18 protein-coding genes are annotated in these 26,376 nt (G+C 57.4%); 5 read left to right on the forward strand and 13 right to left on the reverse strand.

Annotation, left to right across the window (positions count from 1 at the left end; translation table 11 throughout):
• The first annotated feature begins 159 nt into the window (after positions 1–159).
• On the forward strand, positions 160–1,404 hold the full coding sequence (locus VFQ24_09780; GenBank protein HET9178629.1) for a Gfo/Idh/MocA family oxidoreductase: 1,245 nt from the start codon (positions 160–162) through the stop codon (positions 1,402–1,404).
• Positions 1,405–1,483: 79 nt separating this feature from the next.
• On the opposite strand, the gene VFQ24_09785 is transcribed toward VFQ24_09780, so the two are convergent.
• From VFQ24_09785 to VFQ24_09820, 8 genes are all read right to left on the reverse strand, one after another.
• Positions 1,484–1,990: an OsmC family protein gene (locus VFQ24_09785; GenBank protein ID HET9178630.1), complete on the reverse strand. Its 507-nt coding sequence runs from the start codon at positions 1,988–1,990 to the stop codon at positions 1,484–1,486.
• A gap of 13 nt (positions 1,991–2,003) precedes the next feature.
• Complete coding sequence (locus VFQ24_09790; GenBank protein ID HET9178631.1) at positions 2,004–2,954, reverse strand: NmrA/HSCARG family protein; 951 nt, start codon at positions 2,952–2,954, stop codon at positions 2,004–2,006.
• 139 nt (positions 2,955–3,093) lie between these two features.
• The gene (locus VFQ24_09795; GenBank protein HET9178632.1) at positions 3,094–3,399 is read right to left on the reverse strand and encodes a panthothenate synthetase; all 306 of its coding nucleotides are present in this window, start codon (positions 3,397–3,399) and stop codon (positions 3,094–3,096) included.
• 143 nt (positions 3,400–3,542) lie between these two features.
• Complete coding sequence (locus tag VFQ24_09800) at positions 3,543–5,528, reverse strand: acetylxylan esterase (GenBank protein ID HET9178633.1); 1,986 nt, start codon at positions 5,526–5,528, stop codon at positions 3,543–3,545.
• Positions 5,529–5,599: 71 nt separating this feature from the next.
• Positions 5,600–7,066, reverse strand: a complete 1,467-nt coding sequence (locus VFQ24_09805) for a tetratricopeptide repeat protein (protein ID HET9178634.1) — start codon at positions 7,064–7,066, stop codon at positions 5,600–5,602.
• A 187-nt stretch (positions 7,067–7,253) separates the two neighbouring features.
• On the reverse strand, positions 7,254–10,577 hold the full coding sequence (locus VFQ24_09810; GenBank protein ID HET9178635.1) for a TonB-dependent receptor: 3,324 nt from the start codon (positions 10,575–10,577) through the stop codon (positions 7,254–7,256).
• A gap of 350 nt (positions 10,578–10,927) precedes the next feature.
• Entirely contained in the window at positions 10,928–14,185 is a 3,258-nt protein-coding gene (locus VFQ24_09815; GenBank protein ID HET9178636.1) for a carboxypeptidase regulatory-like domain-containing protein, read from the reverse strand.
• Positions 14,186–14,640: 455 nt separating this feature from the next.
• Positions 14,641–15,618: an aldo/keto reductase gene (locus VFQ24_09820; GenBank protein HET9178637.1), complete on the reverse strand. Its 978-nt coding sequence runs from the start codon at positions 15,616–15,618 to the stop codon at positions 14,641–14,643.
• A gap of 297 nt (positions 15,619–15,915) precedes the next feature.
• Here VFQ24_09820 and VFQ24_09825 point away from each other — a divergent pair, with 297 nt between their 5' ends.
• The 3 genes from VFQ24_09825 to VFQ24_09835 all read left to right on the forward strand — a co-directional run bounded on the left by VFQ24_09825 (position 15,916) and on the right by VFQ24_09835 (position 21,493).
• The gene (locus VFQ24_09825) at positions 15,916–16,554 is read left to right on the forward strand and encodes a hypothetical protein (GenBank protein HET9178638.1); all 639 of its coding nucleotides are present in this window, start codon (positions 15,916–15,918) and stop codon (positions 16,552–16,554) included.
• Between the two features lie 85 nt (positions 16,555–16,639).
• Positions 16,640–19,285, forward strand: coding sequence for a glucosidase (locus VFQ24_09830; GenBank protein HET9178639.1), 2,646 nt, complete (start codon positions 16,640–16,642; stop codon positions 19,283–19,285).
• Between the two features lie 183 nt (positions 19,286–19,468).
• Positions 19,469–21,493 (forward strand): amylo-alpha-1,6-glucosidase, encoded by a 2,025-nt coding sequence (locus VFQ24_09835; protein HET9178640.1) that lies wholly within the window; start codon positions 19,469–19,471, stop codon positions 21,491–21,493.
• A 68-nt stretch (positions 21,494–21,561) separates the two neighbouring features.
• Here the strand turns inward: VFQ24_09835 and VFQ24_09840 are convergent, their stop codons facing one another.
• The 5 genes from VFQ24_09840 to VFQ24_09860 form a co-directional block, all read right to left on the reverse strand.
• Positions 21,562–21,804, reverse strand: a complete 243-nt coding sequence (locus VFQ24_09840) for a CDGSH iron-sulfur domain-containing protein (GenBank protein ID HET9178641.1) — start codon at positions 21,802–21,804, stop codon at positions 21,562–21,564.
• Between the two features lie 52 nt (positions 21,805–21,856).
• Positions 21,857–22,291 carry a CopD family protein gene (locus tag VFQ24_09845; GenBank protein HET9178642.1) on the reverse strand — a complete coding sequence of 145 codons (435 nt, stop codon included), beginning with the start codon at positions 22,289–22,291 and terminating at the stop codon, positions 21,857–21,859.
• A gap of 202 nt (positions 22,292–22,493) precedes the next feature.
• Positions 22,494–22,913, reverse strand: coding sequence for a DUF420 domain-containing protein (locus VFQ24_09850; GenBank protein ID HET9178643.1), 420 nt, complete (start codon positions 22,911–22,913; stop codon positions 22,494–22,496).
• Between the two features lie 5 nt (positions 22,914–22,918).
• On the reverse strand, positions 22,919–23,854 hold the full coding sequence (gene cyoE, locus VFQ24_09855; protein HET9178644.1) for a heme o synthase: 936 nt from the start codon (positions 23,852–23,854) through the stop codon (positions 22,919–22,921).
• A 332-nt stretch (positions 23,855–24,186) separates the two neighbouring features.
• The gene (locus VFQ24_09860; GenBank protein ID HET9178645.1) at positions 24,187–24,867 is read right to left on the reverse strand and encodes a cytochrome c oxidase subunit 3; all 681 of its coding nucleotides are present in this window, start codon (positions 24,865–24,867) and stop codon (positions 24,187–24,189) included.
• A 378-nt stretch (positions 24,868–25,245) separates the two neighbouring features.
• Between VFQ24_09860 and VFQ24_09865 the strand changes: the two genes are divergently transcribed.
• Positions 25,246–26,208, forward strand: coding sequence for a site-2 protease family protein (locus VFQ24_09865; protein HET9178646.1), 963 nt, complete (start codon positions 25,246–25,248; stop codon positions 26,206–26,208).
• The last annotated feature ends 168 nt before the right edge of the window (positions 26,209–26,376 follow it).

Raw genomic sequence — 26,376 nt, forward strand, 5'->3', positions numbered from 1 at the left:
CATTCCTGCCAGCTCTCCTTTGGCACAGAAGCGGCCATATTCAATTGAATTGCGGCGGTGAAACCCTCTGCCGATGGATGAGTTGCAGCACGGGAATTTCTGTGTTACTTCTCTTTGCGATCACCGACCGTATGTCTTCATCCGGTCAGGAGGAAAACGATGGAACAGGGCAGGGCAAAGAGAAGGATATCGAGGCGCGGCTTTCTGAAGCAGACGGCCTTCACCGCCGCCGGCGCAGCCGCGCTGGGAGGACTTGCTCCGGCGAGTGTGCTGGGCGCGAATGACCGCCTTCGGGTGGCCGTTCTGGGCTGCGGCCAGCGGGCGCGCTATCTGGCGTCGATTTTTGTGAAGCAGCCCTCAGTGGAGATTGTCGAGATGTGTGATGTTTACGGACCGCATCGACGTGCGGGTCTCAGGGTGGCCGGAACAAAGGCCACAGGATCGGAGGACTACCGCGCGGTGCTCGACCGCAAGGACATCGACGCGGTGGTGATCGGCGCGCCCGACCACTGGCACAAGCAGATGCTGATGGACGCCGTGGGGGCCGGCAAGGATGCTTATTGCGAAAAACCGCTGATCCACTCCATTCCCGAAGGCGCGAAAATCCTGCGCGCCGTCCATGCGTCGAACCGTATTGTGCAGGTGGGCATGCAGCAGCGGAGCTGGCCTCACTATGTGCTGGGCAAGCAACTGGTGGACTCCGGCAAGCTCGGAAAATTGACCTTTGTACACACCTACTGGTATCAGAACTATTACTCCGCCGAGGGATGGAACGCCCTGCCCAGTGTGGACCAGGCGCAGCTCAACTGGAAGCAGTGGCTCGGCGCCGCGCCCATGCAGCCGTTTGATAAAGAGAAGTTTGCGTGGTGGCGCTTCTACTGGGATTTTGGCGGCGGCATTCTCACCGACCTGCTGACGCACTGGATTGACGTCATCCAGTGGTACACCAACCAGCCCGCGCCCAGGACCGCCACCACCACTGGCGATCTCTACTTGATGAATTGGCAGTGTCCGGACACCATCACGGCAGCGTACGAATTTCCTCAGAAGTTCATGGTGACGTTTACCGGCGCGCTCTGCGATGGCATTGACGATGGCGGCATCACGTTCCGCGGCACCAACGGCGCGCTCAAAGTGGACCGCTCGCGCCTGGCCTTTTATCCCCAAGGCAGCAAATGGGAGCCGGGCACCATGGAGCCCAGGCCTGAAATTCTGGCGGAATCCCTTCACGATGGAACCATTGAACACATCCAGAACTTTCTCGATTGCCTCCGTACGCGCAAAACCCCGAATGCTCCGGTGGAAGCCGGATTTGAGGCCGCGCGGACTTCCTGGATTGGCAATCTGGCGCTCAAGGCTGGAAAGAAACTGGATTGGGATCCGGCGTGGGGCGAGGCGGCATAAGCAGCGCCGCCACGGCTGCTGCCGTCTCTTCGAACTTTTGCAGAGAGCTGCTGGGAAAGCGGGAGGGCGAAGCCCTCCCCTACTTTCCTTCACAGGTGACGGTGATTTCGGAAGGCTTTGACAACGTCTGGTAGACAACGCAGAAGCGCTCGGTCAGGCGGATCAGAGTCTCCAGTTGCTCCTGGGTTGCGTCGTTTTCGAGCTCGAATTTCAGGCGAATCCGCTGAAGCCCTACTGGGGCATCTTTAGCGACGGCCAGGGTCCCTCTGAAATCGATGTCGCCTTCTGCTGTGATGGTTGCGTCACGAAGCGGGATGCCGATTGCGGTTGCCACGGCCCGCAGCGTGACGCCCGCGCATGCCGCGAGAGCCTCCAGCAGCATGTCTCCCGAACAGGCGGAGAGGCCGTCGCCGCCCGTGGCCGGGTGCAGCCCCGCCTCAACCAGCGCCTTTCCGGTTTCTACCTTGCAGGTGATCCCTTCGCCCAGCCGAGCCTGCGCCCGCAGCGTCACGATGGCTGATTCAGGGTCATCGCGGTACTTTTGCTTCAACGGCGCCTGCAGCTCCCTGATCTCGTTTGCATCCATGCATGCCTCCCGATTAGTCGAGCGGGATCCGGTCCTTGTTTTTGGCTAGCCAGGCGTCGAACGTCTGGAGTTCGGGATTCAGGCTGCGGGCGAGCTCGGGACTGCGGGCTCCGCAATAATAATCGTTGAAGTCGCGCTTGAACTGGAACATATTTCCGAGGTCGTCGGCGCCGGGGAAGCCGAAGCTGCGGTATTGCTCCGGCGTCACCGCGTTGTACCGAACCTCCCGGCCGAGAGCTTTGGACATTGCCGCCGCCATTTGGGCGCCTGTAAGGTTCTCGCCGGCGATGCCTACTTTCTTGCCGATAAACTCGCCGCCACGCTTGAAGATGCCGTAAGAGCACCTGCCAATGTCTTCAGCAGCGATACCTGGGAGCTTCTTATTGCCCATGGGAAAGGTGATGGCGAGCTTGCCATCCGGGCCTGCCTTCGGACCCGCGCCAAAGTAAATAAAGTTGTCCCAATAAAACGAGGTGAGCAGCAGCGTGACCGGCAGGCCCATACTGGTGAATATGCCTTCGGCTTGGCCTTTGGCGTCGAAATGCGGCACTTTGTACTTGCCCATCAGCGTGGGCATGCGATCGTCGTCGAGGGGTACCCACTTGCGCGTGTCTTCCAGGGTGGACCAGATGACATGCTTCAGGCCGGATTGTTTCGCGGCCTGCGCCATGTAGATGGCTTCGGCTAATTCCTTCTCCGGCGAGTAGTGCGCCCAGTAAAACGTGATGCAAAACGCTCCGTAGGCTCCGTCAAAGGCCTTCATCAGGCTTTCGCGGTCGTCCAGGTCGGTGGCAACAACTTCAGCGCCGTGCCGGGTCAGGGCTTTGGCTTTTTCCGAATTGAGATCCCGCGTCAATGCGCGCACCGCAAAACCGCCATGTGCATCGGCCAGAATGGCCCGGGCCAGTCCGCCGCCTTGAGCGCCCGTCGCACCCACGACCGCGATAATCTTCTTTTCTGCCATGTTGCGTCTCCTTGCCCAGCTCAAAGACTAAGTGTTAACTGAGGACCTGTCTGCCGCATGTCCCTGAGAGATGCGGCAGGCATACGAGGGGTTACACCGCCTGTTGCAGCCGGGCCACCGCCATCACTTAGGGGCGGAGCTACGCCCACTTTTTGCCCAACTCTTCCAGGCCGGCCTTGGCCAGGACGTCGGGCGTCATCACGATGCGGAGTTTAACATCGGCGTTGAAATGCAGAAACCACGGTTCTGCAAGCGCCGGGATCCTGGATGGATCGTCGATATCGACGATCATGATGACGCCGCGAGTCCCGTCCATCTCTGTAAAGTAGACGGCTTCCGGCTCGATGTCCTCGAGGATGCGCTGGATCTTCTTTCCCGCGCTTCCGTCCCTGACAGCGACGTTGAAAGGTTCGTGCGGGAGCTTGACCTGAAGAAGCATTTTCATGGTGCCTCCTGGCCCAAATGTGAGCCGTTGTTTTTTGAATCAGGCTAATTGCAGTTTGTTTAATGGCGCGACAACAAGCATAGCATGAGGCGGCAGCCCATGGCGCGGCATCCCGTGACAACAAACCCGCTGCTGCCTCGAGTTCAATGCTCTGGCGGTGAATCAGCGGGAGGTTTGCCGAGGTAATGTGGCTCCCACCTTGTTGGCCCAGCCACGGCGGCAATCATATCGAGGTCGAAATCTTTGTAGAGATCAAGGCAGAACAGATCGGGCGCGGAGCGGAAGGGGACCGGCGCATCCAGCAGATAGCCCAGGCTCTTCATGGCCTCGTGGCTGACCACTTCGGAGAACAGGTTGGGATCGAGCGCCGCCGCGGCCAGGCCCATCACTTCACTTCGAATGCCGGTTGTTTCAAGGCGAACCTTGCCTTGTCCCGACTGTTGTTCGAGCCATTTGGTCACAGCCAGCAACTGCTCAACCTCCAGGCCCAGCGGCCGGCCGCCGGTGGTTGAAACCATCAGGGCGTAAGGAGTGGAATCGGGGACCAGCGGCATGGATTCCCCGACAAAGATCGGATCGAGTGCCAGGACCTGCTCGTCGCGGTTGATGCGATCGGAAACCACGGCGCCTGCCGCCTCTCTTCCTTTGTCATTCAGCACAACCGTCACAGGCGCATCCGGAGAAGTGGCAATGGCCTTAAGCCACGTGCCCGCGGCGGTCAGGCCGTCCGAGAAATCGAACCGATAAGTGAGCGACTGCAGCAGGTGGTTCTTGGTGTTCCACATTCGCCAGGCGTCCTTGACCTCAACCGGTTTGTAGCGAATGACCGAGGTCAGCTTGGGCCGTTCACTGGAAGCCCAGGCCGCACGGGCCGCTCCTTCAGCAGGGATGGGCTGGCGCCGGATCTGGCTGGCAAACTGCCTGGCGAGGCCCAGCAAGGTCAGGTTATCTTTTGGCAGGCCGACTTCGAGCTGATCGTAAGTCTTGATCTCCGCGCCGCTGGGAATTTCGTGTTCGGCCACAGGCAGATTGAAATGCTCGGTGAAGAAGCGGTAAGCGTGCTCGCGGTTGTCAATGTAATAGTTGTGCGTGCTGGGATCACGGTTTTCGTACCAAGCAAGATTGTCAGGCTCGCCGAACAGTTTGAAGAACGCCTTGTTTGGCTCATACGTGTACGGCTTTACCAGGTCCGCGCGAAAACAGCAATTGTCCTCGGCGTTATGGATCAGCATGGTCGGCCGGGGTGCGCGCATGGCCACATAGAACGTGTAATCGCGCCCACGGGCGAGGTCCGGCGGGTCCTGCTCGTCGCAATCGGTGTCTGCCGGGTGAGTGATGTTGGACTGGAGAGAGCCAAAGCCCGCTACCTCCACCATGACGCTGACGCGCGGATCGAGCGAACTGAGAGTGATGGTCTGCCATCCGCCGCCCGAAAGTCCGGTGACCCCCAGGCGCGTTGGATCAACCTGCGGCAGGCCAGCCAGATAATCGAGACCGCGGCGCATGGCAAGATAAAAAACCCCCAGCACATTCGATCCCACAAGATCAAGATCGGCGCCGACCTCGTGCGCATTTTCCGGGTCATGTAACTCGCCAAAACCAATCCATTCCAGGCTGAGCGCGTAGATGCCTCGTTTGGCGAAATTGATGCAGCGTTTCTGCTTGTACTCTGCGGCTTTGCCCAGAGGATCGTGCCCGTTCACGTTGAGGATTGCCGGCGCTTTTCCGCTCACATGGAGCGGCTCATAGAGAATTGCGGTGGAATCAAACCCCGGCACGATCTCGAATCGCAGCTTGCGCATGCGATACCCGTTGCCGCCGGGAACTTCACCCATGTCCTCGAACTTTGGCGGCGAATCCACCCACTTTCTGGGCCAGCCATGGAAGGCCACGTCGTCCAGAATCTGCTTTCGGAAGCGTGCCTCTTCCTCCGTCCATTGCCGGGCGCTTGTGGGAGCAGGAAGGTTTGGAATGCTCTTGGAAAGATATTCCTGGAGCTGGTAGGCAACGGTTTGATGGACCTGAACGGGCCGATGCAGCACCTCGGCAACCTGCGAGGGTTCGGTCTGCGCACAGGCGGAGCCAACTGAGAGAATGAACGCAAAGACGAGAAGCCGCTTGGGACTCATGTTTCCTCCGTCAGATATTCTGGTGTTCCACAGTCAGATCGCTATTCAACTCTAACTTGCCGAATTCCGCTCTAAAGCGACAAGGTGCAGCGCTGCAAACCTGTTTGCACACAGGCCAGATTTTTTCCATACTTGGAATTGCCGGGTTCCAGTCGCTGCGCGGTTTCCAGTTCCGTGATCGCGTGGCTGAACTGGTTTCCCTTTGCCAGGGCGACACCAAGAGCGTTGTGGGCCTGAGCATCATTCGGCGACACGGTGATAACCTTCTCCAGGTTCGCAACAGCTTCTCCCGCCTGGCCTTCACCCAGCAGCGCCAGGCCAAGATAATACAGTGTGTCAGGATCATCCGGCACTGAACGTAGATAGGTTCGCAGCTCCTGGATCGCCTCTTGAAAACGCTTCTGAAGGAACAGCGCCACGCCCAGATTGTAATGCGCATATCCGTCGTTGGGATTCAGTTGCAAAGCCTGGCGAAATTTTGCTTCGGCTTCCGCTGTTTTCGCTTGCTGCAGCAGCTTGGTCCCTTCATTGTTATAAGCCTTTTCCAGCGGCGCGCTCGCCTTTTGATGAGTCAGCTCTTGAGCCACCTGAATTTCCTTTTCCGCCTCGTCAGATTTCCCCATTTTTTGCAGAACGCGGGCCAGCATGAACCGCGACTGGTTATCCTCCGGGAGCAATTCCGTTGCCTTGCGTAGTTGAACCAGAGCCTCTTCGAGCTTTCCCTGCCTTTGCAACGCTGAGCCAAGGTCGCGACAGGCTTCTCCCGATTTGTGGTCCAACCGGATGGCCTTCCGCAGATTAGTCTCTGCGGCCGAAAGGTTTCCTTCCTGCAACAAAGTGGAACCAAGAATCTGGTAATAGCTGGCGTTGTTTGGCTCCAGACGTACCGCAGCCTCAAATTCAGGAATTGCTTTATCGAACAGGCTGTTGTTCCTGTAGAGTTCTCCCAGTTCAAAATGGAGCGAGCCCGTCTGGGCCAACTTGAGCGCGGCAATGTATTGCTTCTCCGCCTCATCCGTTCGGCGTTGCAGTGCAAACAGCCGCCCCAGTTCCTGGTGACTTCCGGGGCTGGTCGGGTCTATCTCGAGCGATCTGCGCAGTTCCTCCTCCGCCGGCGAGTGTTCACCTGCCCGTAATAAAAGGATTCCCAGATTTCGATGGATGCTTGCGTCCCTTGGGGCAATGGTGGCTGCCTGGCGAAGCTCCACAATCGCCTCGTTCAACCGACCCGCCTCCTGTAAAGCGAGAGCGAGGTTACTGCGGACGCGAGGATCGTGCGGCCGTGCGTTCGCAGCCCGCCGGAGGAACTCGATGGCCTCGCTGGGCTTCCCCTGACGGCGGAGGATTACGCCCAGATTGTTCAAGGCATCCACATCCTGTGGATTGATTTCAAGCGCCTCTCGAAATTTCGCCTCGGCCTCGGTAAACTGCCCCTTGGCCATCAGAGCAGCCGCCGCAGAATCGAAGTCAGAGGCCGATGGGACCTTTGATCCCTGCGAGAAAAATAGGAGGCCGGCCAATAAAATCCCATGCCACATTGTCACACAGCAGGCTGATGACGGCGGCAGACAGCCCACAGCACTTGATCAAATAGAATTCACGAAATGGGTAACGGAGAATCGATTATAAGCCACACGGGCGGTACAAGCGAATTCAGCTCTCGAAGGAGATCCCGGCGATTGCTCGCGGGATCTCCTTCAGGCTGAACCTCTGCGAAGTACGCGGCTAGAACAAAATCTTCAGCGCGAACTGAAGGATTCTAGGATCACGTGCCGACGTGATCTGGCCAATCGTCGAGTCTGCAACGCTGTTGTCCGGTTGACCAAAATTGACATTGTTGAACAGGTTGAAAAATTCCGCCCGGAACTGGAGAGTGGTGTGTTCCGTCATACGAGTATCTTTGGTCAGTCCGAAATCCGTGTTGAAGAAACCGGGACCCCGGAGGATGTTCCTTCCCGTGTTGCCAAATGTCCCATCCAGGTTCGGGACGAAAAACGCTGGGTTGAAATACTCCTGGATCAACTGGCCGTGGGACCTGTTGGGGTCGAGTTTCACCTGGCTAAAGCCGGTGCCAATAAAGTCCGCGCGGTCGAGGCCAATGCCGCTGAAGGAATTGTCACTTCCGCTGTAAATCTGGAACGGAAAGCCGCTGTGCCAGGTACCTATTGCGGTCACCTGCCAGCCATTGGCCAATGCTCCGGCTAATCCGCTTAATTGAAATTTTGGAATCCCCCAAATCCCGGAAACGTGGATAACGTGAGAAATATCGTCGTTGGAAACGGAGTAGTCAAAATTGGGATCAAATGGATCTGTGTTTTCGCCACCGAAAGGCCCGAAATTATCAATCATTTTTGACCAGGCGTAATTGGCAAGCAGAGACAGGCCATGGCTGAAGCGCTTCTCCATGTTGAGCTGCAAGGAGTTGTAATTGGAGTTGTACAGCGATCCGTACAGTCCTACGGCGCCAAAATTGGGGTTGATGCGCCGCTGCTGGGTATTGTCCGGCGTCGAACAGGGTTCGCCGTTGCACGTTCCTGGAATATAAATTGCGGAGTTACCCTCATTGGCACCCCCGTCGACGGCCGTGGAGAGGTGCGTCCCTTTGTTGCCGACGTACGCAGCGCGCACAAGCCAGTTGTTTCCGAACTGCCGTTCAACCGTCATGTTCCATGTGGCAACCTGCGCCATTTTCCAATCGAGGGCGAATGTTCCGTAGATCGACACTGGAAGGGTAAATGTAGCGTCAGTCCCCGGTAAGGACGGTCCGTACTGCGCAGGGAAAGGATTGGGACTTATACCGAAGCTCCCAAAAGGATCGACGAAACTGACATTGCCTTCGAAATCAAAACGGGGTCCGAAAGGCGCTGTATCGACGAATCCATTCGAGGCAACCGTCGACGGCGGAATGTAATAGAAACCTGCTCCGCCACGCACCACGGTTTTGGAATCAACTTTGTACGCAAAACCGACTCGAGGGGAGAAATTGGCGAGATTGTTGTTCGACCCGAAGCCTGCCGGGCACCCCGGATCGTGGTTTGGACCGCCAAAAAGCATTCCCACCGGCGCATTGGGGAACCGCGACGATTGTGCTCCCGGGTGATAGCAGACCACGCGCCCTTTCTCTTCCGTATAGGGCCAGTAGGGATCCCAACGGAGACCTAAATTCACGGTCAGCTTCTGGTTGACTCGCCAGTTGTCCTGCACGTAAGGCGCGTATAGGACACCGTGCATATCCTTGAACTCGCCACCTCCCTGCAAAAAATGGGAGGCATGACCGAGGAAGAAATCGGTCAGGTTGCTGCCGGAGAGATGGTTGCCGGCGTCGAATCCAAATTCCCCCGACATCGTAAACTCATTGACGAGATGGTTTTTCAGGCGCACGATGTCGCCGCCGAAATGCAGCTCGTGCGAGCCGCGCTGCCAGGTGACATCCTCGTGAATGGTCCAATCGCCTCGGCCGAAGTCTCCCTTATGGTTGGTTCCGAAGCTGAAGAATCCCCCAGCGTCGAGCGACATCTCCGGCGGGTTTGGCGCAGCGATTTGCACGCCTGCATCCGGAAAGCCGAAGGGCGCCCCGGAAAGCGAGCCGCCGGTTTGCGAATCCCAGCCAAACCAGCTGTTAATCAATAGGGTTGGCGAGAAGGAATAGGTGTGGTTCAAAGAGAGGTTCTGGACCTTGACACGGTTGCCGCTGCCGTCTGCCGCCAGGATGTTCTTCTGCGCAGCCGAAATGTCCGGTGGTTCATTGAACTTGGTCCAGAAGTAGCTCCCGCTCAACTGGTTCTTGCCGTGAATCCAGTCAATCTTTGTCATCCACTGATCGTCGTTCTGCACCACCGACGGGCCTGCATAGGTCAACTGCCGGCCGGGACCGTTGGGCAGCGGGATGTGCTGCAGGAAGAAATTTGATGGTGCGCTGAAATCGTTTGTGGGAATCTGGTTGCCCGCGTAGGGCACATTGTTCGAAGGATTCACCAGTTGGTCCGGAATATCTGAAAAGTCTCCGTTTCGTTCGGCGGCCGTGGGAACGAAAGCAATCTGGCCCTGCGCGGCACTGCGAAAGCGTGTTCCCTGGTAAGTGCCAAAGAAAAACAACTTGTCCTTGACGATCGGCCCGCCAACACTGCCCCCGAACTGGTTGCGCTTCAAGGTGTCCTGGGTGGGCGCAAAGAAGTTTCGGGCGTTCAAAGCCCCGTTGCGGAGGAACTCAAACGCGTCTCCGTGGAACTCGTTGGTGCCGGACTTCGTAACAATGTTCACCACGGCCCCACCCCGTCCGTACTGGGCCGAAAGGTTCTGGTCCTGAACACTGAACTCCTGAACAGCATCGGGGTTAGGGAAAGGAAGATTGGCGTTCAGATACGTGTCATTGTGCCCGGCGCCATCCATCTGGTAATTGACGCCCCTGGTTCCCAAACCGCTCACGCTTGCGTCTTGCTCTCCCGGATAGACTCCGCCTTCGCAATTGGCGAGGCAGTAACCCGGACCGACGCCGGTCTCATTGACCGTCCCGGCAGCCAGGAAGAGCAGTTCCTGCGCTTGCCTGCCGTTTAGCGGGAGATCGACAATCTTCTTTTGGTCAATAAGCTGGCTGATGGTTGCCGTCCGCGTGGTTAATACCTCCGCATTGCCGGCGACCGTGACCTCCTGTGTTACGGCGCCGACCTTTAAACTGACAACCTGAGTTGCCGCCTGGTTTACAGTCAACACAATGCCGGTCTGGACGTAGGTGGTGAAGCCCTGCTTAGTAACCGTCAGCTTGTAATTACCAACGGTCAGGGCGGGAAATAGAAATGTTCCGTTTGGCTGGGTCATTACAGTTCTCGTGAGGCCGGTACCCTCATTTTGCACTGTAACGGTGGCTTCAGGGACAATCGCACCCGCAGGGTCTTCGACAGTTCCCCCAAGGCTGGCGGTGGTGTACTGCCCCGCCGCGCGGGTTCCCCCTAGAAGCGCGGCAAGCAGTACGGCTAATGTGAAAAGCTTAATCAGGTAGCCTAAAGGTCGAGGAGAAAACGACGGAACACGAATAGCACAACCGAATGCCATAATCACGCCTCCCTGTCGTTCATGGAGATCCGCCCAAGGATTGCTTCGACGCTAATTGGCCTAATCTAGCACCGAGGATACAAGACAATCAAGCAGAAAATTATCATCTGAACTAGGCTCATTTACGTAAGCTTACGAAAAAGAAGGGGGAGCAGGTATGACCAGAAGCCAAGCCAGGGACCAACCTCTTTTCTAGAGTAAGCGCTGCGAAGTCAACCCTGGAGATCCCTGCTGCGAACACTTATTGCGGTGGCGGTGCCGATAACAACCGAAACAGGCATTCCGAGGAAGCCTGGCAGATAACCTCAGCAGCCACCCGGATTGACAGGTTTTGCCCTTGACCCGTGGTCTTAGAATTGCAGTCTCAGGGCCATCTGCAAAATTCTCGGGGCTTGGGCCCCTGTGATGAACCCAAACGTATCGTCGGTTACCGTCGTGTCCGGATTCAAAAAGTTGGCGTGATTCAAAACATTAAAGAACTCCGTCCGGAACTGGAGCTTCAGACGCTCAGTAAGGGAGAAGGTCTTGTACGCCGCGAAGTCGATGCCAAATACACCGGGTCCTCTCAGCGTATTGCGTCCGACGTTGCCGAACGTGTTGTCGGCCGGCACCACAAAGCACCCCGGCTGGAACCACGGAGTTTGTGGGTAGACCCTGTCTCTGGGAGAACCGCTGGTGTATTGGGGCGTGCAAATCTGGCTGGCCTGATCGTCTCCGACCTCGGGGAGGCTGAAGGACGTATCGGTCGCTGTGTCGATGTTTAGCGGGAACCCACTTTCCCACGTCCAGATGCCGGAAGTAGCCCATCCACCCAGCACGGCGTTCTTGATGCCAGTGCCGACACCAGGCAACTGCCAGACATAGTCGAGGATGAACCGGTGGGGAACGTTAAAGTCGGACACCGCGCGGTAGGCCGCGATGTCGTAGGGATTGATGATGGTAATCGTATCCATGTCGCTGGTGCTCGAAGCCCAATCCATGCTCTTACCCCACGTGTAATTGGCGTCAAGCAGCAAACCGTGCGAGAAGCGCTTCTGGAGAACGAGTTGGAGAGCACTATAGTTTGAATTGGCTCCTGAGATATCCATGGTGATCTGGCCGTAAGCCTGGTAGGGGCGGCGTGCATCCTCATCGTCCGCTGTCGCCGTAGGGCTGGGGAGCGGGGCGTTAACATCGGTGTTGTACGAAAGGTGCGTACCCTTGGAACCAACGTAACTTGCCCGCGCCAGGAAATTGCCTGCAAACTGGTGCTCCGCCGTCAGGTTCCATTGCATCATGTTGGCGGGTTTCCAATCAGGCGCAAAAGATACAGCCAGGTCGAGCGGGCTGGGGAAGAATGCGTCGGTTGCGCTTGGAATTTTTGGGGCGTACTGGGCAGGGAATGGATTTTGAATGCCTTCGGAGCCGTAAGGATCGGTGAAAGAAACGCGCCGGAAGAGGTATTGCGGGCTGAAGGGAGCGCTGTCCACCATATGGTTAAAGGACTCAAGGAAGGGAGCCTGATAGAACATTCCATAGCCGCCCCGAATGACGGTGTTGCGGTGGCTGCCCAGGCTGTAGGCGAACCCGAAGCGCGGGGCAAAATTCGCCCATGTCGTGTCAAAGCCTGAATCAGGACAGCCGGCATCTCCCGCGAAAATGTATCCGGGAGGAGCGCCAGGAAACCGCGTGGATTGCTGCCCGGGCCGGAAGCATTCCGTCCTGCCGAGTGAGTCGGTATATCCCGGAAACGGATCCCACCGCAATCCGAAATTAAGGGTCAGATTTGGGCGGAATTGATAGTTGTCCTGAACATAGAGACTGACGAGGTTCGCCCGGTGCGACCCGAACTCACCGCCACCTTGCTGGAAGTTGTCCACGTATCCCAGCAGGTAGTCGGCAAAAGCATTCCCGCTGTGAGCGCGGAAAGTGAGGCGCGGGTTCTGCTTATAATCGTTGTTAAGCACGACGGACGGGCGCAGAAAGTCTCCACCAAAGATAACAATGTGGTGCCCACGCACCCAGTTCATGTCATCCGTAAACCGGAAGTTGTCCCGGTCAAATTGGCCGGGGGCGCCTGTGCTCATGCTGAAGAAGCCGCTGACGTTCAGCCGGAGTTCAGGCGGATTTGTCACAGAAACCTTTGAACCGATATCGGCCAGGCTGAAGGGCGTGCCGGGCAGAATCGTACTGTGATTGCGCGTGTATGCGAACGTGAAGATATTGACCAGCGAGGAAGTGAAATTAAACGTGTCACTCACCCCAATGTCCTGAACACGGTCATCGAATCCCGAGGAAGATTGCAAGGGATTCTGCTTTCCGACAAATGGGTCGTTTAGGTAGCGCGTAAAGAAGTAACGTCCATACAAATGGTTCCTGTCGGAGAGGTTGTAGTCGACGCGGCCCATCGCCTCATGTTCGCTCTGACGAACTGGCGAACGTGGCAGGATGGTCACGCCACCTGCCGTCGAAAGAGGAATTTTGGCCAGCAGATTGGTGGCAGCCGTGTCCATCATGTCCGGCGTCATCATATTGCCGGGGATGGGATCGCCCGTAAACGGATCAATCAATTGTGTACCCGGGAGCAGAGAGGAGAAATCGCCGTGGGCAAATGCCTGGCTGGGCAAATTGACAGAGTTACCGAAGGACTCGCTTCGGATAATGGTCCCCTGGTAGCTGCCAAAAAAGAAAGCCTTGTCATGAATAATGGGCCCGCCCAGCGTGCCTCCGAACTGGTTCCGTTTAAGTAAATCGCGACCCGGGTTGAAGAAATTGCGCGCGTTCAGCGCCCCGTTGCGAAGATAATCAAACGCACTGCCATGAAGCTGGTTGGTTCCGGACTTGGTTACGACGTTGACGACCCCTCCTGCCCCCCGGCCGTACTGGGCGCTGTATGAGTTGGTCTGGACGCTGATTTCCTGCACTGCATCCGGATTAGGATAAGGGTCGTTGACATTGGTATACGTGTCCTGGTTGCTAGCGCCGTCCAGATTGTATTCAACCGAATCAGCCCTGGCGCCGTTGCCCGCGACGGCTTGCGCCCCGGGGTAGGTAACGCCCTGGAATGAGTCTCCTGACCCGCGCGCGTTGGTGTCAGTGCTGGAGTTTGCTCCCTCGTTGACCGTCTTGCTTCCCAGACTGACCATGCCTGGAGAGAGCGTTACGAGCTGGGCCGTAAGCCGGCCCTGGAGTGGAAGGTTGCTAACCTCTTGCGTCGAGATTCCACGGGCGAGTGTTGCCTGCTGAGTCTGCACCAGTGCGGTGTTGCCCTCGACCGTTACCGACTGCGTCGTTGCGCCGAGCAGCAGACTGATCGGCACCGTCAGCGTTTGATCAGCCTTGACGTTGATGCCTGTTTGAACAGAACGCCGAAAACCGCTGGCTTCAACGGTGAGGGAGTACGAGCCCGCCCGGAGACCCAGAAACACATAGCTGCCATCGCCGGAGGTCGTTGTCTGGCGCGCCACGCCGGTGTCAACGTTGGTTGCTGTAATCTTGGCACCGGGTACGGCCGCTCCGCTGGGATCGACCACTGTTCCGCTGATGCTTCCTGTCGGCTCGGCTCCATGCATTAGCTGAGCAGGAAAGAACGCTATGCTGAGCGCGCACAACAAAACCAGTTTCTTCATCGATGCCTCCGGTGGCAATTGCCGATCGGCAATGCGTGACTAAGGAAATCTCTGTTCGAATAAAGCTCTACAGGGCAAAGGCTCTTTGCTGAATTGACCTATAGGCACAGTAACTCGCATCAATCGACGGCGAAGCATTTTCAAAGTGTCATTCGAAGCCAATGATTACCATAAAACTAACAGGCCGGTCAAGAAAATTGTCATCAATTTTACACGCGTTTTCTTGGCGAGGCATTAATCGGCAGAGTGGGTCGAAGCATTGCAAACGGCGCAGCCTCAACCCGTTAAGATTGCCACATTGCAAACTATCAGAAACCACTCCAGAGCCATGATCGCCCCGCCACGGGGAGATGACTATCGCGAGTGCATTGGCGTGGGGCGAGACACACACGTTGACGCTGCCCTGGATGGCTCGGCAAAAGAAGCTATTTGGGTTGGCGCTCCAGCATTTGCCGCTACCCGGAGCCTCGGGGAAACAGCGGCGCGAGACCCTTAGCCTGGACCATGAGCGTTGCAGTTTCCGCCTGATTCACGGGTGTGAATCGCTCGGACACGTCCATGGCCAGCCGGAAGTAGTCGATATCGCCCGGAGGGATGGCGGCGGTAACAGGCTGTGAGAGCGTCCAGCGCAATGCCAGCTCAGCCTGCTGCGGGAGCGCGGCCGGCTTGTACCAGCACTTGTCGTAAGGATGGTGTTTCTTTTCGGAAGCTGACCACACCGTTTTGGCCATGGCTTTGATAGCCATCATGCCCATCTGCTTCTCACGGGCACGCTGGACGATCTGAGGTCCGAAGTTGGCTTGCGAATACATGACGAAGTTGATGGGGAAGAGCACTGTGTCAAAATCGAACTGATCCATCGCCGTGAGCGCGGCTTCAACCGAATGTGCGGAAAAGCCAAGGAAGCGCACCTTGCCGGCTTTTTTGGCTTCCACAAATGCCTCAATGGCGCCGCCTGGGCCGAGGGCCTTGTGCACTTCTTCCACTTTGGTCAGAGCGTGAAGCTGATAGAGCTCGACGTGGTCGGTCTGGAGCTGCCTGAGAGATTCTTCGAGTTCCTGCTGGGCGCCAGCCTTGTCGCGGGCAAGCTCCTTGCAGGCCAGGAATACTCGGTTGCGGTAAGGCTTGAGCGCGGGGCCGAGGCGCTGCTGCGCGTTGCCGTATGAGGGCGCAATATCGATGTAGTTGATGCCGCGATCGACGGCTTCAGCAACGATGTTGTTGGCGAAAGGCTGGGCAACATCCATCACCACAATACCGCCCATGGCGATGATGGAGAGATTCTCTCCGGTTTTTCCCAGCGGGCGGCGGGGAATCGTCCTTCCCGCAGCCGCATCCGCCTCATCAGCGATAAGCGGCTGCAATAAACTCTGCGTGGACGCCAGACCTGCCGCTGCGGCTGTGCTTCTTTTCAGGAAATCTCGTCGTTTCATCTTCCAACTCCTTCGGGCAGCGCAGCCGGGGTGGAGGCCCTCTTCGCCCTGCAGGAAGGCTTGCAGATCATGGGCTGCCAAGAAGCACCCTCCGCTGCCCTTGCTCTACCTCTTGCTTGTAGCACCGCCAGAGTACGGAGTCAATCGGGTCTCCATATATTGGGCAGGACTCGCGCATTACCCCTCGCTTGGCAACGATGAGCCTAAAACGCGCGAAGTTATTAACCCGGACATTGCGGTAAAATGACGGGATGTCGCGGTTAAGATAGTGGCAGACTTAACTTCCGGGTATCTACAATGCGTGATTTTATCAATATCTCCAATCCTGGGAATGTGGTTTTCAATTTCACCGACGATCCACTTAGGGACCTTACTGCATACGCCCTAGGTTACAGGGAAGCCGCCAAGCACCTTGTGATCGAGTTCTCCAAGTCTGCCCCACGCCCGGACTACGAGGGGTATCCAATACTATATCTATACCGCCATTCGCTGGAATTGTACTTGAAGGCGGTTGTCTATCGAAGCGCGAAATTGATGGGTCTGCTGGGAAAGAAAAAGCCGGACGTTGCCAGATTGTTTAAGAGTCATAAGCTTCCTCCACTGGTTCCTGCGGTCCGCGCGGTTTTCGACGCCATGAAATGGGGTTTCGAATTTGAGGGTTCCGAGTTCGCTACATTCGATGAGTTCGCGCAATTCATTGAATCCCTCGATTCCATAGACTCTGATTCGTATGCGTTCCGCTACCCCGTGAACTCAGGAGGCCGAGCGACCCTGCCCAAGCATTACGTGATCAACGTCATTTCTTTTGCCAAAATCATGGATGCACTGCTCGATTATCTCGAGGGGGCGGCAGACCTCATCGAAGAGAATTTCCGACTCGCCGCTGAGGCAACATATGAGGTTCAGCAGTACCTCGCAATAGAAAGCGAAATGTAACTCGTTGTCTGTTGAAATTGCCGCGAATGCAAGCGAGGCCCAGGCTGTGGCAGTCAAGGACTGCCACGTTAACGAGAATTCTACTATGACAGCAGAAGAAAAACGAATCGAAGAATCGAACCAGCGGGAACGCTACTGGACCCGCTGGGGTCCTTATCTCTCGCAGCGCGAGTGGGGCACGGTGCGGGAGGATTACAGCGCCAACGGGACGGCGTGGGAATACCTGCCGCACGATCACGCCCGCAGCCGGGCTTATCGCTGGGGCGAAGATGGCATTGGCGGCATCTGCGACCGCCACCAATACATCTGTCTCGCGTTTGCCTTTTGGAATGGCCGCGATCCCATCCTGAAGGAACGCCTGTTTGGCCTGACGGGAAACGAAGGTAATCACGGAGAAGACGTCAAGGAATACTATTTTTATCTCGACTCCACTCCGACGCATTCCTACATGAAGTTTCTCTACAAGTATCCTCAGCAGGAGTTTCCTTACACGCGACTGGTTGAGGAGAACCGCCGGCGCGCGCGCCGCGATCCTGAGTTTGAGCTGCTGGACACGGAGATTTTCAACGAAAGCCGCTACTTCGACGTTTTTGTGGAATACGCCAAGGCCAGTGACGAAGACATTCTCGCCAGGGTGACGGTATGGAACAGGGGGCCGGAAGCCGCGCCGCTGGATTTATTGCCGACCGTCTGGTTCCGCAACCGCTGGTCGTGGGGTCGCGGCGACCATCGCCCCAGGGTTTCGAACGGCCAGCCAATTGACGGCGCAGCCGTTATGAAAGTTGAGCAAGAACACTACGGCACACTCTGGTTTGTTGCTGGGGGCGGTCCCAATCTGCTGTTTACCGAGAATGAAACCAATTTCCAGCGGCTGTTCGGCGTCGCGAACCGCACGCCGTTTGTAAAGGACGGCATAAACGACGCGATTGTCCACGGCAACCAGTCCGCGGCGAATTCGACGGACGGGACCAAGGGCGCCGCCCACTATCACCTGACCATTGATTCCGGCAAGAGCGCGGAGGTTCGTTTGCGCTTTACGACCGAAGCGCCTGCCGCAGAGATGCTCGGGGAGCCGTTCACCGGCCTGTTCGAACAGCGTATCGCGGAGGCCGACGAATATTACCGGAGGATTGTGCCGGACGGACTTAATGACGATTCCAAAAGCGTGATGCGCCAGGCACTCTCTGGAATGTTATGGAGCAAGCAGTACTATCACTACGACGTGAGGACCTGGCTGGAGGGCGACCCCGCCTACCCCGCGCCTCCGCCGGAGCGCTGGCAGGGCCGAAATCACGAGTGGGTATACCTTTATAACAATGACGTCATCTCCGTGCCTGACAAGTGGGAATATCCGTGGTATGCGGCATGGGACCTTGCCTTCCATTGCATTACGCTGGCGCTGGTGGACCCGGATTTCGCCAAACAGCAGCTCATCCTGCTGCTGCGCGAATGGTACATGCATCCGAACGGGCAGTTGCCGGCGTACGAGTGGGCTTTTGGGGACGTGAATCCCCCTCTGCATGCCTGGGCGGCGTGGCGAGTTTACAAGATCGAGAAGAAGCGTTGCGGCAGGGCTGACCGGAATTTTCTTGAACGAGTATTCCAGAAGCTGATGCTTTATTTCACCTGGTGGGTGAACCGGAAAGACCCACAGGGAAATAACCTGTTCGAAGGAGGCTTCCTTGGGCTCGACAACATCGGGATTTTCGACCGCTCGAAGCCGCTGCCCATGGGTGGATCAATCGAGCAATCCGACGGAACCAGTTGGATGGCTATGTACAGCCTGACCATGCTGGTTATGGCTTTTGAACTGGCCAAGGATGATTCTGCTTATGAGGATGTGGCGAGCAAATTTTTCGAGCATTTTGTCTACATCGTGGACGCCATAAACAATCGGGGCGGCGAGGGGATTGAGCTGTGGGACGAAGAGGACGGCTTCTATTATGACGTGCTTCACATGCCTGATTCGCGTCACGTTTTCATGAAAGTCCGCTCCATGGTCGGTTTGATACCGCTGTTCGCAGTGCAATCGCTGGAGCCGGAAATGGTGAACCGGTTTCCCGGTTTTAAGGCAAGGCTGCAGTGGTTTATTGATTTTCACCCCAACATGGCCGAGTTGATGGATACCAGCCGGAGATCCAAGGACGGCGAACGGCGGCTGCTCTCGATCCCAACGCGCGAGAGGCTCCTGCGCGTGCTCAAATATTTGCTGGACGAAAACGAGTTTCTCTCGCCCTATGGGATTCGCTCGCTTTCAAAGTACCACGAGGCGCATCCCTACTCTTTAAGGCTGGACGGCGACTCGCACTATGTGGATTATGAACCTGCAGAATCCACAACGGAGCTGTTCGGCGGCAACAGCAACTGGCGCGGACCCGTGTGGTTTCCCGTCAACTTCCTGATCATCGAATCGTTGCAAAAGTATCATTACTATTACGGCAATAGTCTGAAGGTGGAATGCCCGACGGGCTCCGGCAATATGTTGACGCTCTGGGAGGCAGCTCGCATGATCTCGCAGCGCTTGTGCCGGATCTTTCTGCGAGGCGCGGACGGGCGCCGCCCGGTTTATGGTGGAACAACAATGTTCCAGACTGATCCCCACTGGCGTGACTTGATCTTATTCAACGAATACTTCCATGGCGACAATGGCGCAGGCATCGGGGCCAGTCACCAGACCGGCTGGACCGGGCTTGTAGCCAAGCTGCTCCAGCAGAGCGGCGCAGGTTCCTGAAAGGTTGGCGCCGCGCCCCAGGGCTGGTGGCCGAACAACTTCGCCTGCTGAATGCCTGCAAGCAGGTTTAGAACTGGCCCATTCCGGCGATTGACCGTAAACCCGTGCGGGGATGAAGGTTGAGCTTAATGTGGAGGGCCGCAGTGCTACGGGCGTTGCGGCGGAAACTGGACAGGTGCCCTCATGAATGGGCCCAACGCGACCACATCTAGTCCCCTCATCAGTTTCGGCCGGGAAATCTGCGGCGATTTGGCTTCGGCGGAATCGCGCGAATGGCTCGTGACCAACGGGATCGGCGGGTTTGCGTCCGGCACTGTGGGTGGGCAGCTCACGCGACGATATCATGGGCTGCTGATTGCCGCCCTGCGCCCGCCGCTCGGACGCACTCTTCTGGTGCCGAAATTCGAGGAGATTGTTGAATATGACGGTAGGCCGTATCCTCTTTCGACAAACCGTTGGCGCAGCGGAGTCATCGAACCGCAGGGCTACCGGCAGATTGAGGAGTTTCATCTTGAAGGCATGAGCCCCGTGTGGACCTATGCCTGCGCCGACGCGCTGCTGAGCAAAAAAATCTGGATGGAGCAGGGCGCCAATACTACTTACATCCTCTACCGCCTGGTGCGTGCCAGCGAACCCGCAACCCTGAGTATCAAGGCCCTGGTCAACTATCGTGACTTCCACAGCCTGACGCGCGCAGGCGCCTGGCGGATGGACGTCAGCCAGATGGAGCGCGGCCTGCGCATCAATGCTTTTGACGGGGCGGTCCCGTTCTATCTGCTCAGTTCTACGGCCAGTGCGCAGCCCTGCCACCAGTGGTACCGGGCTTTCGAGCTGTCTGCCGAGGCGTTCCGCGGCATGGGCCATCAGGAAGACCATCTTCACGCGGGAACTTTTGAGGTGGAACTGAAGCCAGGCGGATCGGTACTGATGGTTATCAGCACCGATGCGCACACGAGCCTGGACGCCCAATCGGCACTTGATCGTCTTGAGGAGCGCGAGAAAACAGTTCTGGGACAGTTTCACGACCTGCATCGTGGCGTTCCAGTGCCAGAGTGGATTAACCAGCTTGCCCTGGCTGCGGACCAATTTGTCGTCAAGAGAAAGGTGAAGGACACGGACGGCTACACGGTGATCGCCGGTTACCACTGGTTCAGCGACTGGGGCCGCGACACATTCGTAGCACTCCCCGGATTGACCCTTGCAACCAGTCGCGCAGGAGTTGCCCACGATATCCTGCTGGCGTGGTCCGGGCTGGTGGATGGCGGCATGCTTCCCAACCGATTTCTGGAATCGGGCGAGAACCCTGACTTCAATAGTGTGGATGCCGCCCTCTGGTATTTCAGTGCGGTGCGTTCCTACTGGAGTTGCACGCGCGACAAGGACTTTCTCAAGCAGGTGTTCCCGGCGCTCTGCGACATCATCGCCGCCCACATGCGCGGCACTCGATACAACATTCATCTTGACCGAAGCGACGGGCTGCTCTACGCAGGGCAGGAAGGCCTGCAACTTACCTGGATGGACGCCAAAGTGGGTGACCGTGTGGTGACGCCGCGGATCGGAAAGCCGGTGGAGATCAACGCCTTGTGGCTGAATGCGTTATCGGCCATGACCGAGTTTGCGGATGAGCTGGGAAGCCCCGCAGACGATTTCCGGTCTGCAGCGCAGGACGCAAAAAAGGGATTTGAGCGGTTCTGGAATGCTCCGAAGGGATACTGCTTCGATGTGCTGGACGGGCCCGAGGGCAATGACCCTTCGTTGCGGCCCAACCAGATCTTTACAGTGGCATTACCCGAAAGTCCGTTCGAGCCTGAACGGCAGCGGGACATCCTCGATGCAGTGGCCGGTATCTTACAGGCCTCCCCGGGACTAAGAACCCTGGCGCCGGATGATCCCCACTACAAGGGAACTTATGGCGGAAGCCAGGAAGACCGCGACGGCGCTTACCACCAGGGGACCGTGTGGGGATGGCTGCTGGGGCCTTTTGTGAAAGCGTATCTTCGGATCCACAATGACCCGGCGGCCGCATTATCATTTCTGGCGCCTGTGGCTCACCTGATCCAGGCACGGGGTCTCGGCACTGTTGGGGAGATTTATGACGCCGACCCGCCATTCGTACCGCGCGGATGCATTGCCCAGGCGTGGACAGTGGGCGGAATCCTCGAGGCCTGGGAGAAGGCGGCGATGCACGATTTGTCCGTGGGGAAATAGGCCATTGCGAAGCGCGCTGCAACGCTGCCGCTCTATGGGCCCCTGGCACAGGCCGGCGCCCGGCCCGTTTACGTTGTGGTTGGCTTCGGCACTGGAGGCGGTAGTGCGCGCGCTTTGATCTCAGATTGGAACTCCACTTTCTTATGGGACCCATCGCAGAAGGGCTTATTCTCCGAATGCCCGCAACGGCAAAGGCCGATCGTCGTGCGCCCAGCCAGGTCAAAGACCGCGCCGTCAGAATCGACGATTTCAAAATCTCCCTCGATACGAATTGAGCCGTTGCTGCGTACCGTAATTCTTGTTGCTGCCAAGGTTCCTCCTAACCGGATTGCGACAAAGACTGTCCATGAATTGCTGGCGCCCCTAAAAAGGCTTGACCAGGACCATAATCAGAATGCCGATAAAGATCAACGCGATGCCGCCGTGCAGCATCATGCATTCCTTCCGCCGCAGCGTGGTCCTGCCGGCGTGAAAGGCCTTGGCGCGAATGTACGTGACGGCATCCAGCACGATCAGGATGATCACCAGCAACAGTTTGACGTGCAGCCATGCGGCGTGTAGATAATAGTCCACATTCCCGTAAATCAGAATCACGCCGGAAATTATCGTAATAGCAGCGCCCGGATGAGCAATGCCATTGAACAGCTTCACTTCCAGTCTGCTCAGAACTTCGTGGACTTCGGCAGATTCCGATTCGGCATCGCTCGCCAGAACATGGGTGACCACCAGGAGGCTTCCGAGCCAGAAAACGATGCCAAGAATGTGAAAGACCAAGGTCCACGTCGTTACAGTACTCATGAGCATTCGCCTCAGGGCTTTTGATTGAATTCGGATAACGAGTCTGAGATCCGCAGCGCCTTTGCTCCATTACGGCGCAACCCCCTATTGAAACACAAAACCCGTTTCGATGCGAAGCGGATAAACGGACTGCAAAAGTGCAGGGTCGCCAAACTTCGCGGGCCGGCGGTTGAATCGGCGAAGGCTGTTAGATCGGGTCTCATCAAACGGTGTGAAGATGATAAAGCATCCAGTAAACCGCCACGCCCGTGACGGAGACGTAGAGCCAGATGGGCAGCGTCCAGCGGGCAATTCGCTTGTGAAGAGCGAAGCGTTGGCGCAAGGCGCGGTAGAGAGTGACAAGGGCAAGCGGAACAATGACGGCTGCCAGTACGGAGTGCGTCCCCAGCAGCCCAAAATAGAGCGTCCGAATTGCTCCGCGACCCTGAAAATAGACAATACCGCGCAGGTAGTGGTCTGACAGGTAGAAAACCAGGAAAGCAGCAGAGGTGACAAAAGCCGACACCATACACGCCTTATGGGCCTGAATTTGCTTTCTCCGGATGAAAACATATCCCGTGGCCAGCAACACGGCGCTGACCGTGTTGAGACAAGCTTCGATGGCTGGAAAGTAGGGAACCATGCCGCTCAAAGGCCAATTTTATCAAACATCATCAGGCCGAACACGAGCGGGAGGTAGAGGACCGAGGCGAGCACCAGGCGTCTTGCCAGGGCATTGGTTCGGCTTCGGGCCATGCGTACGCCGTGAAGCAGGAAATAAGCGCCCAGGCCGGCGGCGCCGAACAGATAAACCTTCCCCATCTGGCCCGTCAGCGTTGGCACCAGGCTTACCGCCACCAGCGCCACAAGGAAGGCAATGATCTGTATGCTGGTCAGAAGGCCATCCCCATCTTCGGGCGGCAGCATGCGCAATCCCGCGCGCGAGTAATCTTCGCGATACATCCAGGCGATCGCCAGAAAATGGGGAAATTGCCAAAGAAAGAGAATGGCATAGAGAACCACTGAGTCGGCATCCAGGCTCCCGCGCGCCGCAGCCCACCCAATCAGTGGAGGCATGGCGCCGGGAAAAGCGCCGATCAGAGTGCAGAGAGCGGTTCGCTTCTTGAGCGGCGTGTAGATCAGCAGATAAGTCGTGAGCGTCAACAAAGCCAGAATGCTGGTTAGCGGATTGACCGTAACCCAGAGCAGCAGCCCCCCGCCGACAGCTAACAGAATGCCGAAGACCAGCGCTTCGACAGCTTTGATGCGTCCGGACGGCAACGGTCGACGGGCTGTCCGCCGCATTGATGCGTCTGATTTGCGCTCAATATATTGGTTGAGGGTTCCGGTGCCGCTGGCGACCATCAGCGTCCCCATCAGCATATTCATCAACACGAAGAAGTTCAGCGGACCGCGCAAGGCGACGTAGTATCCTGCCAGCGTGCTGATGACCACCAGGAAATTGACCTCGGGTTTGGTCAATATCCAGTAATCACTGACTCTGCCCCACACCACTTCGCGGAAGTCCCTGGAGGCGCCGCTCCGGCGCAACTCCTGATTTTTACTTTCTGCTGACATACCCATGTTGCAACCTGCTGCCGGACCCTGACCCGTGGTGATACCGCCCCAGAGCTTGTGCAGGCTCGCACTCCCCGAACCTTCAGCTATACGGAAAGTATGGGGGCCCTCGTTGTGGCGCACGATCGGCCTGAGATCGAAATCAGCTATTCTACCACTTTTCCATCGATCTGTGGCATCCCTGCCTGCTTTTACTATGCCTGCCGTACTTTCACCGAACGGTAGCGCCGCCAGGTACCGTCCTGTTTTCGAATCGTAGCGGCGAGTTCACTTCGCCATTTGGCGGCGTAAAGCCGCCGCTACGCTCAAACTAGGACAGCGCCCGCCACCATGCTGTATTACAGCTTAACCGCGAGCAGAACGAGCAGATAGATCCACAAACCATCCATAAAGTGCCAGTAGGTGGCGGTGATATCCACAGCGATACGCCGTTGGGGATTATTGATGATCTTGCGCCTGCGAAAAACGACATACAGCAATGCCAGAATTCCACCCAGCAAATGCAAGCCGTGGGCAGCGGTAAGAACGTACAGGAATGCGCCGCTGGGATTGGTGGTGATGTATATTCCCTGAGAGGCCAGTTCCTTCCAGGCCACCAGTTGCCCCGCGATAAAGGTAACGCCCAGTGCGACAGTGAGGTAGAGCCATCGGACAAATTGGGCCGGAGATTCCCTCTTCAAGGCCCTTTTTGAGAGCTCAAAGGTAAAGCTGCTGGTGACCAGGACAATCGTGTTGAAATAAAGCAGGCGTGGGACGGCCGTATGGACCCAGTCGCGTGACTCCGCTGCGCGCGCCACCATGACCAGCGTCAGCGCCAGGAAAAGCGTCGCAATCGAGGTAATGGCGATCCAAATGGCGATCCGGTACGCACCCACAGGAAGAGGCGAGTTCGAAGGGCCGGGACCACCGTGTCCCCCTCGGCCTTCACCCCCGCCGCGGCCGTCATCGCCTCGTCCCGGAGGAGGAGCACAGTGCCCCGGCTCCTTGGGCTTGGGCGGCGTCAAAACTGCTGATCCCATCTTGTTGCCCCGTGCAGATTAGGTTAACACGACGGAACGGCGTTCGACTGCGGAAATTTCAGGCGTTGCAGTTTGCGCCAATCCGGCCGGCTCCAGCGCGGAAGCCGCAAAATCTGGTTGCGGCAATCGAATTCAATGCTATCCTGTCGCCGTGCGCCCAGCACCCTGAATTGGCCGGGTCTCGGGCGCTTCGCGCCACTGCACACACCCCTGCTGCAAGCGCGCAGGCACAAGCAGCAGGATCCTTCTCCAGCGGGCTGGCCCATCAAATCAGGGCGGCCTCGTTGATCGAACAAGCTGCCTGGGTCCGTGCCATTTGGCTCCGGTTGGGCCTGGAAAATCCCTGGTTGAGGTCATAAGGCTGAAAGGAGGCGACTGATGGCAGGCACTCAGGACCGTTCTCTCCATCTTTTTAGTTTCAAAGGAATTGATGTATTTCTCCACTGGTCATGGTTTCTGATTGCTCTGCTTGAAATCGAGTCTCGATCAAGGGCCTATTCATCGATCACTTGGAACGTGCTTGAGTATCTCGCACTGTTCGTGATCGTTTTATTGCACGAATTCGGCCATGCTCTTGCCTGCCGGCAAGTGGGAGGAAGAGCCAATACAATCCTCCTATGGCCGCTTGGCGGGATCGCGTATGTGCAGCCACCGCAGCGGCCGGGAGCCACCCTTTGGAGCATCGCCGCAGGTCCCCTGGTCAACGTTGCCCTGGTGCCGGTCCTGTGGGCGCTGGTGATGATGAGCTCCGTCCTGGGCTGGTCCCGGTCCGCCCCTGATGTCCATACATTTCTGTCGACGCTTGCGCTCATCAACGGGGTCCTCCTTATCTTTAACCTGTTGCCGATCTATCCCTTGGACGGAGGACAGATATTGCGGTCGGTGCTCTGGTTTTGGCTGGGGCGCGCCCGCAGCCTGATGGCTGCCTCGGCGATCGGGATGGTAGGTGTCGCCGGGCTGTTCTTGTTCTCGTACTGGACGCATTCCCTTTGGAACGCAGCCATCGCTGCTTTTGTGCTGATCTACTGCTGGGGCGGGCTACGCCAGGCCCAGGCGCTTTCGCGAGTTAACAGCGCCCCTCGCCGTGAGGGATTTGCCTGCCCATCGTGCAAGACCGCGCCGCCGCAGGGACCCTACTGGCTCTGTAGCCGATGCCAGAAAGCATTTGACACTTTCCAGGGAGGGGCCGTCTGCCCACATTGCCAGACGCGCTTCCCCAAGACATCGTGTCTCGAGTGCGGCGCCGCCAACCCGTTCAGCGCGTGGGCAATGCCAGCTTCGAGTGAGCCGTCGCCATTCGATGCTTCACACCGAGCGAGGTTAGCGCACAGTGCGGATTAATCGCTGTGATTGCCCGAGGGCAGATGCTGTCTGGAAGCGTGGCGGCAGGACCGCCGGCAGTGAGTAAGCTAGCATTCTAGCCTCTCGGTCGCGGCCACATTTCCCGCCCAAGAGCGTTTGCGGTTGAATGTTTCACGTGAAACACATGTCTCCACTTACTGCTCCGCA

The sequence above is a fragment of the Terriglobia bacterium genome (genome assembly GCA_035712365.1).
Lineage (GTDB): Bacteria > Acidobacteriota > Terriglobia > UBA7540 > UBA7540 > SCRD01.